Origin of the sequence: Massilia agilis (assembly GCF_024756255.1) — a bacterium.
GTDB lineage: Bacteria > Pseudomonadota > Gammaproteobacteria > Burkholderiales > Burkholderiaceae_D > Telluria > Telluria agilis.
The window spans coordinates 16,373-32,933 of record NZ_JANUHB010000006.1 but is presented as its reverse complement, the minus strand read 5'-3'; the positions used below and the strand labels follow the sequence as shown (position 1 = coordinate 32,933).

Sequence of the window (16,561 nt, the reverse complement as noted above, 5' to 3'; positions counted from 1 at the left end):
CATGAGCTTCAACGACCCGCAAGAACCCGTCACCGCACCCGTCACCGTGGTGCCCACGGCCACGGAGCCGCAGAGCGAACCCATTCCCGAGGCGCTCGCCGCCGAGGGCGTGCCCTCGCGCTTTGCCTGCTTTGTCACCGGCACCGATACCGAGATCGGCAAGACGCTGGTGTCTGCCGCGATTTTGCACAAGCTGGTGCAGGCTGGCCAGCGTGCCTGTGGCATGAAGCCGATCGCGGCTGGCGCAGTGATGCGTGAAGGCGTGCTCCACAACGAGGACGCGGACCTGCTCGCGGCCGCCGGCAACGTGCACCTGCCGCAGCACATCACCACGCCGTTCATGCTGCGCGAACCGGCCGCCCCGCACGTGGCCGCCGCGCTCGAAGACAAGACGATCGACCCGGTGACGATCCTCACCGCCTACGCCGAGATCCTGGCCGCGTCCGACGCCACCGTGGTCGAGGGCGTGGGCGGCTTTCGCGTGCCGCTCACCGACAGCTTCGACACCGCCGACCTGGCGGTGCAGTTCAACCTGCCGGTGATCCTGGTGGTCGGCCTGCGCCTTGGCTGCATCAGCCACGCGCTGCTCACCGCCGAAGCCATCATCAAGCGCGGCCTGGTGCTGGCCGGCTGGGTCGCCAACGAAGTGGACCCGGCCATGCGCTTCATTGACGAGAATATCGAGGCGATGGCGCAGCGCATCCCGGCCCCGCTGCTGGGCCGCGTGCCACGCCTGCCTCACCCGTCGGCCGCAGCCGCTGCCGAATTCATCAACCTGTCGGGCGTGCCGGGCTGGCCGCCTGCCGGGTCCAGGTAAGACCAAAGGAATCAAGATGTCCCAAACCCAAGCCGTATCCCTGCACCGCCCGGTCACCATCAAGCAGCCGGAAAACGCGCCCTGGCCAGTGCCCGAGGTGCTCGCGCTGTTCGAGCTGCCGCTGCCGGAACTGATGTACCGCGCGCAGACGGTCCACCGCGCCAACTTCCCCGAGGGCGACGTGGAACTGGCCACGCTCCTGTCGATCAAGACCGGCGGCTGCGAAGAAGACTGCGGCTACTGCCCGCAGGCCGCGCGCTATGACACCGGCGTGGAAGCGAAGAAGATCCTGGAGCTGGACACCGTGCTCGACGCGGCACGCCAGGCCAAGGCCAACGGCGCCACGCGCTTTTGCATGGGCGCGGCATGGCGCAGCCCCAAAGAGCGCGACATGGAAAAGGTCGAGGCGATGGTGCGCGAAGTGAAGGCGCTGGGCCTGGAAACCTGCGCCACGCTGGGCATGCTGGAAGAAGGCCAGGCCGAGCAGCTCAAGAATGCGGGCCTGGACTACTACAACCACAACATCGACACTTCGCCCGACTTCTACGGCGACGTCATCTCGACCCGCCAGTACCAGGACCGCCTGGATACGCTGGGCCGCGTGCGCCAGGCGGGCCTGAAGATCTGCTGCGGCGGCATCGTGGGCATGGGCGAAACGCGCGAGCAGCGTGCCGGCCTGATCTCGCAGCTGGCCAACCTGAACCCGTACCCGGAATCGGTGCCGATCAACCACCTGGTGCAGGTGGAAGGCACGCCGCTGCACGGCCTGCCGCCGCTGGACCCGCTGGAATTCGTGCGCACCATTGCGGTGGCGCGCATCACCATGCCGCAAGCGCGCGTGCGCCTGTCGGCCGGCCGCCGCGAGCTGGGCGAGGCGGTGCAGGCCATGTGCTTCATGGCCGGCGCCAACTCGATCTTCTACGGCGACAAGCTGCTCACCACCGACAACCCGGAAGCGAACGACGACCGCGCGCTGCTGGCCAAGCTGGGCCTGCCCACGCGCGCCGCCACGCTCGACTCGGTGCAGAAGGAGAGCTGCGGCTGCTGATCCCGTTCGGTGGGCGGATTTCCGCCCGCCGTACCAAACCTAACAATAAATAACGAGACGACCATGTTCACAAAAATCCTCATCGCAAACCGTGGCGAAATCGCCTGCCGTGTCGCCGCCACCGCGCGCCGCATGGGTATCCGCACCGTCGCCGTCTATTCGGAGGCCGACGCAGGCGCGAAACACGTTGCCGTTTGCGATGAGGCGGTGCTGATCGGGCCGGCCGCCGCCAAGGAAAGCTACCTGTGCGGCGACAAGATCATCGCCGCGGCCAAGGCCACCGGTGCGCAGGCGATCCACCCGGGTTACGGTTTCTTGTCCGAGAACGCGGAATTCGCCGACGCCGTGGCGGCCGCAGGCCTGGCCTTCATCGGTCCGCCGGCCAAGTCGATGCGCGCAATGGGCTCCAAGTCCGCCGCCAAGCAGCTGATGGAAGGCGCCAACGTGCCGCTGGTGCCGGGCTACCACGGCGACGAGCAGGACGCCGCCTTCCTGCAGCGCCAGGCCGACCGCATCGGCTACCCGGTGCTGCTCAAGGCCAGCGCCGGCGGCGGCGGCAAGGGCATGCGCGTGGTCGAGCGTTCCGAGGATTTCGCCGCCGCGCTGGCTTCGTGCAAGCGCGAGGCGATCAGCTCCTTCGGCGACGACAAGGTGCTGGTCGAAAAATACCTGACCCGCCCGCGCCACATCGAAATCCAGGTGTTCGCGGACAGCCAGGGCAACTGCGTGTACCTGCACGAGCGCGACTGCTCGGTGCAGCGCCGCCACCAGAAGGTGCTGGAAGAAGCGCCGGCGCCGGGCATGACGCTCGAGCGCCGCATGGCGATGGGCGAGGCCGCCGTTGCAGCCGCGCGCGCCGTCGGCTACGTCGGCGCCGGCACGGTGGAGTTCATCGCCAACCAGGACGGCAGCTTCTACTTCATGGAGATGAACACCCGCCTGCAGGTGGAGCATCCCGTGACCGAAATGATCACCGGGACCGATCTCGTGGAATGGCAGATCCGCGTGGCCGCCGGCCAGCCGCTGCCGAAGCAGCAAGGCGAGCTTTCCATCAACGGCCATGCGATCGAGGCGCGCGTGTATGCCGAGAACCCGGAAAAGGGCTTCCTGCCGTCGATCGGCACGCTGCGCCACATGGGCACGCCCGCTGCCGTCGAGTTCGAGCTGGGCGGCACGCCGGGCCTGCCAGCGGCCGTGCGCATCGACTCGGGCGTGCGCGAGGGCGACGCCATCTCGCCGTTCTACGACCCGATGATCGCCAAGCTGATCGTCTGGGGCGCGGACCGCACGCAGGCGCTGGCGCGCATGTCCCAGGCGCTGTCCGAGTTCCAGATCGTGGGGCTGGCGACCAACATCGCCTTCCTCAAGCGCCTGATCGAAAGCGACGCGTTCTCGGGCGCGGATCTCGATACCGGCCTGATCGAGCGTAATGGCGAGGCGCTGTTCCCGCAGGCGAAGGCTGCCCCGGCCGCCGCGCTGGCGCTGGCCGCGCTGTCGCTGGTGGAATCGGAAAAGGACAAGTCCGCGAGCGTGGCCGCCAACCCGGCCGACCCGTGGGGCCAGGCGCTGGGCTGGCGCATGAACGGCGCCTACCAGCGCCAGCTCTCGTTCACCGACGATTACGCGGCCGGGACCGAGGCAAAGGCGTACAGCGTGAAGCTGACCTACCGCGCACACGGCTGGGACATCGAGATGGCGGGCGTATCGTCCAGGCTCGAACTGGTGGCGCGTGAGGGGGCCGAGCTGTCGATCCGTCTTGGCGACACCGCCTGCCACGGCAGCGTGCGGCGCGACGGCGACGTCTTCCACGTCTTCACCGGCGGGCGCCACTACACGCTGGGCTACAACGACCCGATGGCGCACGCTGGCGAACACGAAACCGGCGGCGGCCGCCTGACCGCGCCGATGCCGGGCAAGGTGGTCGCGGTGATGACGGAGGCCGGCGCCGACGTGAAGAAGGGCCAGCCGCTGGTCATCATGGAAGCGATGAAAATGGAGCATACGATTTCGGCGCCGTCCGATGGCGTGGTCGAAGAAGTGCTCTACCAGGTTGGCGACCAGGTCGCAGACGGCGCGCCGCTGCTGGCTTTCAAAGCCGCTGCCTGAAGGGACCGGGGATGCGCATCCTGCTGTTCCGCGCCGACGGCGTGACCCAGCCGTGGGTGGATGAGTTCGCGGCCGTGATGCCGCAGGCCGAAACGGTCGTGTGGCGCGAAGGCGAGCCGCATGCGCCCTGCGATTACGCGGTGCTGTGGGCGCCCACGCCGGCGCTGCTGGAACAGCTGGCGCACGTGAAGGCGATCTTCCTGATGGGCGCCGGGGTGGACGCGCTGCTGCGCTTTGGCGGCGCGCTGCCCGATGTGCCGATCATCCGGCTGGGCGACGCCGGCATGGGCATGCAGATGGCCGAGTACGTGGCGCACGCGGTGCTGCGCTATTTCCGCCGCTTCGACGAATACGAACAGATCGCAAGCCGCGCTGAATGGAAGCCGCTGCCGGCCTTCGACAAGCGCGAATTCACGGTCGGCGTCATGGGCGTGGGCAAGCTTGCGCTGCCCGTGATCGACACGCTGCGCCATTTCGGCTTTCCCGTGCGTGCCTGGAGCCGCAGCCACAAGCAGCTGGACGGCGTTGAGTGCTTTGCGGGCGCACAGCAGCTTGACGACTTCCTGCGCGGCGCGCGCGTGCTGGTGTGCATGCTGCCGCTCACGGCCGACACGGCGCGCCTGCTGGACCGGCAGCGCCTGTCGCTGCTGCCGCAGGGCGCGTACCTCATCAACGTGTCGCGCGGCGCCATCGTGGCCGAGCACGACCTGCTTGCGCTTGTCCGGTCCGGCCACATCGCCGGCGCCACGCTCGACGTGTTCGAGGGCGAGCCGCTGCCAGCCGGGCATCCGTTCTGGCAGGAGCCGCGCATCAGCATCACGCCGCACATTTCGGCGCTCACGCTGCGGCCCGAAGCGGTGCGCCAGATCGCAGCAAAAATCGACGCCCTCGAACAGGGCCAACCTGTCGACGACGTGGTCGACCGCAACCGGGGATATTGAGATGAACAGCCAACCGAACCTGCCGCGCAACGTCAAGATCGTCGAAGTGGGGCCGCGCGACGGCCTGCAGAACGAGAAGGAAAACGTGAGCGCGCCAGTGAAGATCGAACTGGTGGACCGACTGTCGCGCGCCGGCTTTGCCAACATCGAGGCGGCGTCCTTCGTCTCGCCCAAGTGGGTGCCGCAGATGGCCACCAGCAGCGAGGTCATGGCCGGCATTGCGCGCCGTCCGGGCACCATCTATTCGGCGCTCACGCCCAACATGCAGGGCTTCGAGGCGGCGCTGGCCGCCGGCGCGGGCGAAGTGGTGATCTTCGGCGCCGCGTCGGAGGCGTTCTCACAGAAGAACATCAACTGCTCGATCGCCGAGTCGATCGCGCGTTTCGAGCCGGTGGCCAAGGCCGCCAAGGCCAACGGGCTGCGCGTGCGCGCCAGTATCAGCACGGCGTTCGGCTGCCCGTACCAGGGCGAAGTGTCGCTCGACGCGGTGGCCGACGTGGTGGCGCGCATGCGCGACCTGGGCTGCGACGAAATCGACATCGCGGACACGATCGGCGTATCCACCCCACGCAAGACGCAGGCGGTGATGCTGCGCGCGGCGCAGGAATTCCCGCTTGAGCGGCTGTCCGGCCACTTCCACGATACCTACGGCCAGGCGCTGGCCAACATCTACGCCAGCATGGAAGTGGGCGTGGCGATCTTCCACTCGTCGGTGGCGGGCCTGGGCGGCTGCCCTTACGCCAAGGGCGCAACCGGCAACGTGGCCAGCGAGGACGTGCTGTACATGATGCACGGGCTGGGAATCGAAACCGGCGTGGACCTGGACCAGGTGGTCGATGCCGGGCAGTTCATTTCGCAGCACCTCGGGCGCAAGGCGGTAAGCCGGGCGGGCAACGCGATTGCGGCAAAACGCGCCGGCTAGGCGCGCACCGCCCACAACCCAAAACCACGTCGTCCCCGCGCAGGCGGGGACCCATAGACAGTTTGCATCGTGGCATGTTTGGTGCAGCTGCTTTGCAAACGCAGCATGGGTCCCCGCCTCCGCGGGGACGACGTGGAGGTGCCGCGTGGCGCTCGTTTGATCCGCATTCAATAGCACCACACCTCCCCTCGCTAGGCTAGCGTCTCGGCAGCCTAGTGAGGACACCGTGACCGCGATTGCTGAACGCATTACCGGCAGCAAGGAACAGACCCGGCAGACGTTCGTGGTCGTTCTCGGCGTCTATTTCCTCCTTCAAATCCTGATTCGCGTGCTGCAAGGCGGCGCGGTGGAGATGGACGAGGCCGAGCAGATTTTCTACGCCCAGCAATTCCGGCTCGGCTACGAGAACCAGCCCCCGCTCTATACCTGGCTGCAAGCGCTGGTGTTCCACGCCGTGGGGGTCAGCCACTTGGGCCTGGCCATCGCCAAGAACATCTTCATGTTCGTGCTGTACTACAGCCTGTACCGTACGGCGCGCATGCTGCTGGGCACGCTCGGCGCAGCCGTCGTGTCGTCGTCGCTGATCATGATCGTTACGCTGGGCTGGGAGGCGCAGATCGACCGCACCCATTCCATCCTCGCCACCGCCGTGGGCGCTGCCTCGCTGTGGACCTACACCACGCTGCTCGAGCAGCCGAGCAAGCGGCGGCGCGCGCTGCTGGGCGTGCTGTTCGGGCTAGGGATGCTGTCGAAGTACAACTTCCTGCTGTTCGTGATCGGCCTGGCGGGCGCCAGCCTGCTGGTGCGCGAGCACCGCCGCATCGTCTGGACCCGCGACGTGTGGATCACCCCGGCCGTCGGCCTGCTGCTCGTGTTGCCGCACGCGTGGTGGTTTTTCCAGCAGATCGACGCCGCCACCGCCGAAACATTGCGCAAGATGCGCGAGGGCGGGGCGCCCACAACCTACGGCAAGAACGTGCTGCTTGGGCTGCGCCACTTCTTCATGAGCTTGCTGTCGTTCGGCACGCCGCTGTGGGTGCCGCTCGCCTTCGCGTGGCGCGGGCGGCGGCCCGGCACGCCACGGTGGGAGGCGACCGACGTGCGCTTTTTCTTCTGGCTGTATGCAGCCGGCCTTGGCACGGTGGCCGCGCTCGTGCTCACCGGCGAACTGATCCACATACAAAGCCGGTGGCTGCAGCCCCTGCTGTTTTCGGTACCGCTCGGCTTCTTCGTGTTCTTCCCTCCGGCGAGCGACCGGGTGTACCGCAGGATACTCGTGACGCTGGGGGTGTTCGCCGTGGTGCTGGTCAGCGCGCTCGCGTTCCGGCCGCAGCTGCAGGCAGGGCTTGGCCGGCACCCGCGCATCCAGCAGCCCTATGACCAGCTGGCGCGCGAGCTTGCGCACCGTTTTCCGGATGTGGACGTGTTCGCGGTACAGGATCGGTTTGTGGGCGGGAACATCCGCTTGCAGTTCCCCGACAAGCCGGTGGTCCTGCTGGGGCAGGCGTGCGCACAGCAGGGCCGCATCCTGCTGCTGTCCGGAGACGGCTTTGACGACCGGCCTCGTGTGCCGCTGCCGGCCTGCCCCAACTTTACCGTGGCCGAACGCGGCCATCTTGCAGAGCAGTCGGTGCTGCACCCGCGCGAAACGACGGTGTTCGACTATGCCTGGGTGCAGGCGGCGCCGCCATCCCGGTAGGGTCGCGCGGGCGCCAGAAAGCAAAAAAGCCGACGCGCAAGACGTCGGCTTTCCTGTAAAACTGGTCGGAGTACAAGGATTCGAACCTTGGACCCTCTGGTCCCAAACCAGATGCGCTACCGGGCTGCGCTACACTCCGAGGAGGGGCATCATAACGGCTGGGGTCCTGCCGGTCAAGGAGCGCGCAAAACCGCGAGTGGGCAAAACATCAACCACAGGCCCGCCGTGCTCATTCGCCCTTCATGCGCAAGGCCCGCTCGTACAGCGCGTTTTTCTTCAGCCCGGTGATTTGCGCTGCCAGGCTGGCCGCCTGCTTGACGCTGCATTCGGACAGCAGGATCTGCAGGATGCGCTCGGCGTCGGCCTCGGCGGCATCGGACGCTTGCGGCGCGCCCTCGACCAGCACCACGAACTCGCCGCGCTCGCGGTTGGCGTCCGACTTGATCCACGCCATCGCTTCGCCCAGCGGGCAGCGGTGGATTTCCTCGAACAGCTTGGTCAGCTCGCGCGCGAACACCACCTGCCGGGTTGGCTCGAACGCGGCGGCCAGCGCCTGCACGCATTCGTCGATGCGGTGCGGCGCTTCGTAGAACACCAGCGTGGCCGGCACCCGTGCCAGTTCCGCCAGTTCCGCCTCGCGCTGCTTGGCCTTGGCCGGCAAGAAGCCGACGAAGTAGAACCGGTCGTTCACCAGCCCCGCAGCCGACAGCGCCGTCACCGCCGCGGACGGGCCGGGCAAGGGCACCACGCGCAATCCGGCGGCGCGCACCGCGTCCACGATGCGCGCGCCCGGGTCGGACACGGCCGGCGTGCCGGCATCCGACACCAGCGCCACGCGCTCGCCGGCAACCAGGCGCGCGATGAGTTTCGCGGCCACCTCGCGCTCGTTGTGCTGGTGCGCCGCCAGCATGTGCTTGTTCATGCCGAACCGCGCAAGGAGCGCGCCGGTCTTGCGTGTATCCTCGCACGCGACCACGTCGGCCAGCGCCAGCAGGTGCAGCGCGCGCAGCGTGATGTCGGTCACATTGCCGATCGGTGTGGCCACCACGTACAACGTCGCAGTAGGATAGGACTGCTGGGCTGCCTCGTGGATCACGGGAAGTTGGGCGATCTGGCTGGGCTGGGATTCACTCATGTCGGGGTTGCGATGCAAATTACTCGTCTCGAAGGCCTGCTGGCCGCGCTCGCGCTGGCGCTGCTGGCCGGCTGCGCGGCGCCATGCGGCGCGCCGGGCCGATTGTGCGCGCCCGCGGAGCCAAACACAAGCACGTTGGCAAAACTGCCAGTCCAGCCGCCGCCAAGCGCGTTCGCGCGCCCCGGCGCCGCCCAGGAAGAAGCGCCTGCGCCGCCCGCGCCCGTGGCCGGCCCGCTGCGCATCGCCCTGCTGGTGCCCTTGCAGTCGCCAACCCTTGCGCTGCCGGCCACGGCCGTTCGCGACGGCTTCCTGGCGGCCTGGCAGCACGACCGCGCCGGGGTCGAGGTGGACGTGGTCGGCACCGGCGACGACGTGGCGCAGGTGCTGGGCGCCTACCGCCTTGCCGCCGCCAGCCACGACCTCGTGGCCGGTCCCCTGGCGCGGCCCGCCGTCAATGCGCTCGCCGCAAGCGGCACGCTCGCGCGCCCCACCATCGCCCTGAACCACCCCGACCCCGGCGTGGCGCTGCCGCCCAACATGCTGGTGATCGGCCTGTCGACCGAGGACGAGGCCCGCCAGGTGGCCGACTGGGCCGCGCGCGAGCACCCGGCAGGGCGTGCGCTGGTGCTGGCCGGCGACCAGGCCTGGCAGCAGCGCATGGCGCAGGGCTTCGAGCGGCGCTGGAGCGAGCTGGGCAGGAACAGCCACCTGGCCGAACTGCCCGCTACTGACGGCAACGTGGACCGCGACGCGATCGACCTCGTGCGCACCCAGATGGAAATCGACCCACCGGAACTCATCTTTGCCGCGCTCGACGCCGGCCAGCTACGCCAGGTGCGCGCCGTGCTCGGCACCGCCGTCGCCTGCTATGCCGCCTCGCCCGCCAACCCGGGGCGCGACACGAGCGAGCCGATGGCCGAGCTGAACGGCGTGCGCCTGCTCGACCTGCCGTGGGAGGTCGAGCCCGCGCACCAGGCGGTGATGGTCTATCCGCGCTGGCTGGAGTCCGGCCACACGCTCGACATGGACCGGCTGTACGCGCTGGGCATCGATGCCTACCGGGTCGCGCAGGCGATCGCGCGCGCACCCAACGCGCCCGTCGAGCTCGACGGCGTGACCGGCAAGCTGGCCGCCAGCCTGTCCGGCAACCCCGCGTTCCGGCGCGTTGAAGCGGCCGTGGTGGTCCGCGACGGCAAGTTCGAAGCCGCGGGGCCCTGAGGGATGCGCCTGCCGGGCTTGTCAAAGAAACAGGAGCAGGGCCAGCGCTGGGAACAGGTGGCGCAGGCGCACCTGGAGCGCCACGGCCTGCGACTGGTCGAGGCCAACTTCCGCTGCAAGGCCGGCGAGATCGACCTGGTGATGCGCGACGGCGCCACCCTGGTGTTCGTCGAGGTGCGCCAGCGCGCCGCGCGTGCCCACGGCGGCGCGGCGGCCAGCATCACCCCGGCCAAGGTGCGCCGCCTGGTGCGCGCCGCCGAGCTCTACCTGTTGCGCTTTCCCCGCACGCCGCCCTGCCGTTTCGACGTGGTCGCGATCGACGCCGGCCAGCTCGACTGGATGCGCAACGCCATTGAAGTGTAAGCAATTTTTACCGGCATTGCCTGCCTTCACCTTTCCACTGCACTATAATCTCAGGCCATGAATACCCAACGCATCCTTGCACATTTCCAGGAAAGCGCCGACCTCAAACTGAAGTCGGCCGCGGTCCTGTCCCAACCGATTTCGCAGGCGGTCGAACTGATGTTCGCGGCCCTGTCCAACGGCAACAAGATCCTCGCATGCGGCAACGGCGGCTCGGCGGCCGACTGCCAGCACTTTGCCGCCGAGCTGGTCGGCCGTTTCGAGCGCGAGCGCTTCCCGCTGCCGGCACTGGCTTTGACCACCGACACATCGATCCTGACGGCGGTCGGCAATGATTACAGCTATAAGGATGTGTTCGCCAAACAGGTGCAGGCGTTCGGCCAGGCCGGCGATATCCTCTTGGCTATTTCCACTTCGGGCAATTCGGCCAACGTGCTGGCCGCGGTGGAAAGTGCGCTCGAGCGCGAAATGCGCATCGTCGCGCTGACCGGCAAGGACGGCGGCCAGCTGGCCAAGATGCTGACCGATGCCGACGTGCACATCAACGTGCCGCACACCCGCACGGCGCGCATCCAGGAGGTCCACCTGGTCACGATCCACTGCATTTGCGACGGCATCGATGTCGCCCTTTTTGGAGGAGATGAGGAATGAATACCCGACTGTCGAACGTGCTCTCGAAAGCCGTGCTGTGCGCCGCGCTGGCGGCCTCGCTGTCCGGCTGCGTCGAAATGATGGTCGGCAGCGCCGTGATGGGCGCGGTGGCCACCGCCGACCGCCGCACGCTGGGCGCGCAAACCGAGGACAAGGCCATTGCCGTCAAGGGCGAAGTGCGCGTGGCCAAGATCGTGGGCGACGCCGGCCATGTCAACGTGACCAGCTACAACCGCAAGGTGCTGCTCACCGGCGAGGTGAAGGACGAGGCGATGAAGGCCGCCGCCGAGCGCGAAGTGCGCGCCATCGACAACGTCGTGTCCGTGACCAACGAGCTGGAAGTGGCCGGCGCGTCGAGCTACACCTCGCGCTCGAACGACACCCTGATCACCACCAAGGTCAAGGCCAGCCTGGTCGACAAGAAGACCGTCTCGGCCGTGTCGTTCAAGGTCGTGACGGAACGCGGCAACGTGTACCTGATGGGCATCGTCACCCCGCGCGAAGGCAACATCGCGGCCGAGGTGGCGCAGGGTGTGTCCGGCGTACAACGCGTGGTCAAGATCTTCGAATACATCAGCGAAGAAGACCTGAAGGCCATGCAGGCGCAGAACGGCCAGGCTGCCTCGTAATTTAAGCAACCGCATCAATGCCGCCAATGGGCAACGAGGCTATAATCGGCACGTTGCCCAATTTTTTTGCACTCACATCATGAACGCTCCGGCCACCAAACGCTCCTGGATTCCCTACGCCGCCATCGGCGCGGCCGTGCTCGTCATCGGCGGCATCGGCTACCAGACCCTCACGCGCGAGGTCAAGGCGCCGGACGTCACCTTCATCAGCATCGACGGGCAGAAGATCAGCAGCCAGGACCTGCGCGGCAAGGTGGTCATGGTGAACTTCTGGGCCACCTCGTGCGCCACCTGCATCAAGGAGATGCCGGGCATGATCGACACCTACAACAAATTCAAGGGCCAGGGCCTGCAATTTGTTGCGGTGGCAATGAGCTACGACCGCCCCGACTACGTGCTCAACTATGCGCAAACGCGCCAGCTGCCGTTCAAGGTGGCGCTCGATTCTGGCGGCGACCTGGCCAAGCAGTTCGGCGACGTGGCCATGACCCCGACCACCTTCGTGATCGGCAAGCACGGCGAAATCCTCAAGCGCTACGTGGGCGAGCCGGAATTCACCGGCCTGCACCAGCTGCTGCAGAAGGCGCTCGCCTCCAGCTGATCTTCGCGTCCACGCCACAGCACGCCTGAGCTAACTCAAACCGGCTCCGGTTCGTTCGTCCAATCTTGACGCATCCCTTGACAGCCGGAGCATGGCGGTAGGGTGGGCTCTCGAGCCCACGCGGTGATACGCGGCCGGTGCAGGTGTGATGAGCCACGTAAGAACGCGTGGGCTCAGGAGCCCACCCTACGTGCCGTGCTCGCGGAGGAGGCGTCATGTGCAACCGTTTCAGCAGCTTTTTCCCGGCGGCCGTACTCGCAGCCCTGGCCGCCTGTTCCGCCGAGCGCCCGGTGCCGGGCGAGGCGGTCGTCATCCATTACCAGCACGTGGCCAACGCGCACGAGGTACGCTTCCGCGCCCCGCCCGTGCCGCCAGCCCGCGCCGCCGGCTTTGTGGTGCCGCGCTACCGCCAGGGCTTCTGGGCCATTTTTGTGCTGTGCAGCCTGGACGCGCGCGGGCGCAGCCTGCCCAGCTTCGTGTATGACGTCAACAACTTCAGGATTGATTACGGCGGCGACAGCTGGGGACCGCTGTTCCCCTACAGCCTGCGCTACGAGGATTCTGCCTGGCTCAACGGCACCCAGGACACCCCGGTGCTGGCCAGCGCGATCGCCGGCGAACTGCAGCAGGGGCCAAGCCTGCAGGTGTTCCAGCCGGGCTTTTACCAGGGGCTAAACTACCGCATCGCGCTGTTCGTGCCGCGCGGGCTGGACGACTACGGCGGCGACCAGCTGGGCCTGCGCTACCTTGGCCAACGCACGGTGTTGCTGGGCAACGGCTACCCGCCCTACGACATTCCGGCGGTGGGGGGCAACGCGGCCGGCGTGGCCTCGCGCTGCCTGCCTTGAGTCACCAGCGGCGGCGCTTGTCGTGGCGCTTGCGCGCCGCCGCGTTCTGCTGCTGCAGCAGCGAATCGACGCGCTCGGACGCTTCGCGCGCCAATTCCTGCGCCAGCGCGATGCTGGGGAAGTACTCCGGCACCCGGTAGCCCAGCCACGCATAAGCCGAGTACATGCGGCAGGTGTCCTCCACCTCTTGCAAGTTCTGCCACAGCAGCGAGTCCGGATGAGGCTGCAGCGGGCACGCCTTCTTCTTCGCCAGGGACAGCGACCAGTGCTCCCACGCGCTTTGCAGCACCGGCACCTTGGTCGACACCGGCACCAGCGACAGCGTGAACTTTTCGGCCACCGACAGCGGCAGCGTGTCCAGCCACTCGGCGCGCTCGTTCTGCTCTTCGGTGATCTTGGGGAAGAAGAAGCCGTCCGGCACGTCGATGTTGTGGACGAAGCGCTTGAGCAGCTTGACCAGCGAGGTTTCGCCAGTCACGGCCGAGATGCGGTGCAGCTGCTCGAGCGAGGGTGCCACCGCAAACCCGCTGGCCGGTACCGGCGGCACCTTTTCGCGCAGCAGCGCGCGCATGATTTCGTGCGTGTCGTCGTCATAGCCGGCGACAAAGCCCTCCTCGTGCACGCCAAAACGCCCGGCGCGGCCGGCGATCTGGCGCGCCAGCGCGGCCGAGATCTCCTCTTCCTCCACGCCGTTGTACTTGATCGCGGTGGTCATCACGATGCGCTGGATCGGCAGGTTCAGGCCCATCGCCAGCGCGTCGGTGCCCACCACCACGTCGGCCTGCCCCTCCCGAAAGCGCGCGGCCTGCGCACGCCGCACTTCCGGCGACAGGTTGCCGTACACGGTGGCCACCGACAGGCCCATCTCGGTGATCATGTCGCGCCACATCAGCACCTCGCGCCGCGAGAACGCGATCACGGCGTCGCCGCGGCGCAGGTTGCGCAGCTTGCGCACCGCGCCCGTCTCCATCGACAGCGGGGCCTTGCGCTTGAGGACGTGCACCTCGAGCTCGCATTCGAGCCGCGCCGCCAGCGCCTCCACCGCGCGCCGTGCCTCTGGCGCCCCGACCAGGTACACGACCTGGGCCGGCGCCCCGCACACGGCGGCGGTCCAGGCCGCGCCGCGGTCGCGGTCCGAGAGCATCTGGATCTCGTCGATCACCGCCACTTCCACCGGTGTTTTGGTGTCGAGCATCTCGACGGTGGACGCCACGTGCGTCGCGCCTTCCGCGATGCGCCGCTCTTCTCCGGTGATGAGGCTCACCTTCAGGTCCTCGCCGTGCGGCTTTGCCTCCAGCAGGCGTTCGTAGTTTTCCAGCGCCAGCAGGCGCAGCGGGGCCAGGTAGACGCCGCTTTTGGCGTTGGCCAGCGCTTCCATCGCGCGGTGCGTCTTGCCCGAGTTGGTCGGCCCCAGCAGGGCGATGAAGCGGCGCTGCATCTTGCTGGCCGCTTCAAACGTCTGCGGGTATTCGGCCAGGTTGATGCTTTCCTTGGTGCGCGCCGCGTGGCGCTCTTCCTCTTCGCGCTCGACCGCGTGCGCCAGACGCTGCGAGATGCGGTCGAACACGTACTCGGCCGGCTCCGAGGTTTCCAGCTCGTTCAGCACGTGCAGGAACAGCATCGGGTCCCAGCCGACGTCGTCGGCGCGGTCGGCAATGTCGGCGACGAACTCCTCGGCCTGGTGGCGCAGTTCCTCGATGTCTCGGTCGCTGGCGCGCTCCTCGATCAGTGCGCGGCGCGCGGACAGGTCGAGCTTGCGCCACTTGCTTGGCTTGGCCAGCACGCCCCGGCTGGGCACCAGCTTGTAGGGCACGCGCAAGCCCTCGTAACGCGCCTCGCCGCGAAAGCGCAGGAACACGCGGCCTTCCATCTTGACCAGCTCGACGCCGCGCTCGCCCAGCTTGAGGTCGTGCTCGAGCAGGGCGTCGTCGCCGCTGGTGGTGTCGGGCTCGTCGTGGGTGCGGGAGTTGTTCATGGGTTCACTATAGCGCGGCGGGAGGTGGTGTTCTGTGCGGGCGTGAACGGTGACGACGACCCGCAACTTTTGCACGTCGTCCCGGCGCAGGCCGGGACCCATGGACAGCGTGATCGGTCGAAATATCGCGCCCCAGGCCAGTTAGCTCAGCATGGGTCCCGGCCTTCGCCGCGACGACGTGCTGGGGGTACGGGTTACAGGAAGCGCGCCAGCAAGGCCTTGTCGAACTTGCCATCCAGCTGAATGCGCACCAGGTGCCCGCTGCCCGGCGCCACCTCGATCGGCTTGCCTTCCAGGTCCAGCATGCGCTCCAGCTTGACCTCGGCATTGCCGGACGGGTGAATCACCTCGATCCGGTCGCCCACCGCGAAGCGGTTCTTGACCTCGACCGTGGCCCAGCCGCCCTCGACCGCCTGCACATCGCCCACGTACTGGCTGCGGTTCGCTTCCGACGCGCCGCGCATGTAGTTCTGGTGGTCTTGGGTGTGGTGGCGCTGGTAGAACCCGTCGGTATAGCCGCGGTTCGCCAGCCCCTGCAGTTGCCCCAGAAGGTCGATGTCGAACGGCCGTCCCGCCACCGCGTCGTCGATCGCGCGCCGGTACACCTGCGCCGTGCGCGCCACGTAGTACAGCGACTTGGTGCGCCCCTCGACCTTGAGCGAGTCCACGCCGATTTTCACCAGCCGCTCCACGTGCTCCACGGCGCGCAGGTCCTTCGAGTTCATGATGTAGGTGCCGTGCTCGTCTTCCATCACCGGCATCAGCTCGCCGGGACGCTCGGATTCCTCGATCAGGTACACGCGGTCGGCCAGCGGGTGGCGCGGCATGTCGCCCAGCGACGAGAACGATTGCTGCTCGGCCTGCTCCAGCGCCTGGCGGTAGTTGAAGCTGATCGATTCCGGTGCGATGCGGGCGATGTCGCCGGTCGCGTCTTCCTCCGCATTCTGCACCTTGTAATCCCAGCGGCAGGAGTTGGTGCAGGTGCCCTGGTTGGCGTCGCGGTGATTGAAATAACCCGACAGCAGGCAGCGCCCCGAGTACGCGATGCACAGCGCGCCGTGCACGAACACCTCGATCTCCATTTCCGGGCAGCGCTGCTTGATCTCCTCGATCTCGTCCAGCGACAGCTCGCGCGACAGGATCACGCGGGTCAGGCCCTGGCGGTGCCAGAACTTCACGTCCGCCCAGTTGACCGCATTGGCCTGCACCGACAGGTGGACCTGCACCTCCGGCCACTTGTCGCGCACCATCATGATCAGGCCGGGGTCGGCCATGATCAGCGCGTCCGGCTTCATCTCGATCACCGGCTCCATGTCCTTCAGGTAGGTCTTCAGCTTGGCGTTGTGCGCGAAGATGTTGCTGGCGACAAAGAACTTCTTGCCGCGTGCGTGGGCCTGGTCGATGCCCTGCTTGAGGGCGGCATGGGTCGAAAAATCGTTGTTGCGCACGCGCAGGCTGTAGCGCGGCTGGCCGGCGTACACGGCGTCGGCGCCAAAATCGAAGGCGGCGTGCATCTTCGCCAGCGAGCCGGCGGGCAAAAGGAGTTCGGGAGCGGTCGTCATGACGCGAGGGTGCTTGAGGAAAGAACCCTCGATTATAACCAAGCGT

At 67.5% G+C, this 16,561-nt stretch carries 15 protein-coding genes and 1 tRNA gene; 12 read left to right on the top strand and 4 right to left on the bottom strand.

All coding sequences use genetic code 11. The features are described 5' to 3' along the window. The first annotated feature begins 1 nt into the window (after position 1). The 6 genes from bioD to NX774_RS20340 all read left to right on the top strand — a co-directional run bounded on the left by bioD (position 2) and on the right by NX774_RS20340 (position 7,533). Positions 2–817, top strand: a complete 816-nt coding sequence (bioD, locus tag NX774_RS20365) for a dethiobiotin synthase (protein ID WP_258824114.1) — start codon at positions 2–4, stop codon at positions 815–817. Between the two features lie 16 nt (positions 818–833). Continuing rightward, positions 834–1,865, top strand: coding sequence for a biotin synthase BioB (gene bioB, locus NX774_RS20360; protein ID WP_258824113.1), 1,032 nt, complete (start codon positions 834–836; stop codon positions 1,863–1,865). 63 nt (positions 1,866–1,928) lie between these two features. After that, the gene (locus NX774_RS20355; protein ID WP_258824112.1) at positions 1,929–3,971 is read left to right on the top strand and encodes an acetyl/propionyl/methylcrotonyl-CoA carboxylase subunit alpha; all 2,043 of its coding nucleotides are present in this window, start codon (positions 1,929–1,931) and stop codon (positions 3,969–3,971) included. A gap of 11 nt (positions 3,972–3,982) precedes the next feature. Next, entirely contained in the window at positions 3,983–4,912 is a 930-nt protein-coding gene (locus NX774_RS20350) for a 2-hydroxyacid dehydrogenase (RefSeq protein ID WP_258824111.1), read from the top strand. 1 nt (position 4,913) lies between these two features. Further along, complete coding sequence (locus NX774_RS20345) at positions 4,914–5,834, top strand: hydroxymethylglutaryl-CoA lyase (RefSeq protein ID WP_258824110.1); 921 nt, start codon at positions 4,914–4,916, stop codon at positions 5,832–5,834. Between the two features lie 226 nt (positions 5,835–6,060). Continuing rightward, complete coding sequence (locus tag NX774_RS20340; protein WP_258824109.1) at positions 6,061–7,533, top strand: glycosyltransferase family 39 protein; 1,473 nt, start codon at positions 6,061–6,063, stop codon at positions 7,531–7,533. Between the two features lie 62 nt (positions 7,534–7,595). On the opposite strand, the gene NX774_RS20335 is transcribed toward NX774_RS20340, so the two are convergent. Continuing rightward, positions 7,596–7,672, bottom strand: a tRNA-Pro gene (locus NX774_RS20335). 90 nt (positions 7,673–7,762) lie between these two features. Next, positions 7,763–8,668, bottom strand: a complete 906-nt coding sequence (gene rsmI, locus NX774_RS20330; protein WP_258824108.1) for a 16S rRNA (cytidine(1402)-2'-O)-methyltransferase — start codon at positions 8,666–8,668, stop codon at positions 7,763–7,765. Between the two features lie 12 nt (positions 8,669–8,680). Between rsmI and NX774_RS20325 the strand changes: the two genes are divergently transcribed. The 6 genes from NX774_RS20325 (at position 8,681) to NX774_RS20300 (ending at position 12,978) form a co-directional block, all read left to right on the top strand. Next, positions 8,681–9,886, top strand: coding sequence for a penicillin-binding protein activator (locus tag NX774_RS20325; protein WP_258824107.1), 1,206 nt, complete (start codon positions 8,681–8,683; stop codon positions 9,884–9,886). A 3-nt stretch (positions 9,887–9,889) separates the two neighbouring features. Continuing rightward, positions 9,890–10,249, top strand: a complete 360-nt coding sequence (locus NX774_RS20320; RefSeq protein ID WP_258824106.1) for a YraN family protein — start codon at positions 9,890–9,892, stop codon at positions 10,247–10,249. A 57-nt stretch (positions 10,250–10,306) separates the two neighbouring features. Beyond that, complete coding sequence (locus NX774_RS20315; protein ID WP_258824105.1) at positions 10,307–10,900, top strand: phosphoheptose isomerase; 594 nt, start codon at positions 10,307–10,309, stop codon at positions 10,898–10,900. Beyond that, positions 10,897–11,529, top strand: a complete 633-nt coding sequence (locus NX774_RS20310) for a BON domain-containing protein (RefSeq protein ID WP_258824104.1) — start codon at positions 10,897–10,899, stop codon at positions 11,527–11,529. Before NX774_RS20315 ends, NX774_RS20310 begins: the two co-directional genes overlap by 4 nt. Positions 11,530–11,608: 79 nt before the next feature. Continuing rightward, positions 11,609–12,130, top strand: a complete 522-nt coding sequence (locus tag NX774_RS20305) for a peroxiredoxin family protein (protein ID WP_258824103.1) — start codon at positions 11,609–11,611, stop codon at positions 12,128–12,130. Positions 12,131–12,345: 215 nt separating this feature from the next. Then, positions 12,346–12,978 (top strand): hypothetical protein, encoded by a 633-nt coding sequence (locus NX774_RS20300; protein WP_258824102.1) that lies wholly within the window; start codon positions 12,346–12,348, stop codon positions 12,976–12,978. Between the two features lies 1 nt (position 12,979). On the opposite strand, the gene NX774_RS20295 is transcribed toward NX774_RS20300, so the two are convergent. Together NX774_RS20295 and trhP are read right to left on the bottom strand one after the other, a co-directional pair. Beyond that, entirely contained in the window at positions 12,980–14,953 is a 1,974-nt protein-coding gene (locus tag NX774_RS20295) for a helicase-related protein (protein WP_370660461.1), read from the bottom strand. Between the two features lie 194 nt (positions 14,954–15,147). Continuing rightward, positions 15,148–16,515: a prephenate-dependent tRNA uridine(34) hydroxylase TrhP gene (gene trhP / locus NX774_RS20290; RefSeq protein ID WP_258824101.1), complete on the bottom strand. Its 1,368-nt coding sequence runs from the start codon at positions 16,513–16,515 to the stop codon at positions 15,148–15,150. Between the last annotated feature and the right edge of the window lie 46 nt (positions 16,516–16,561).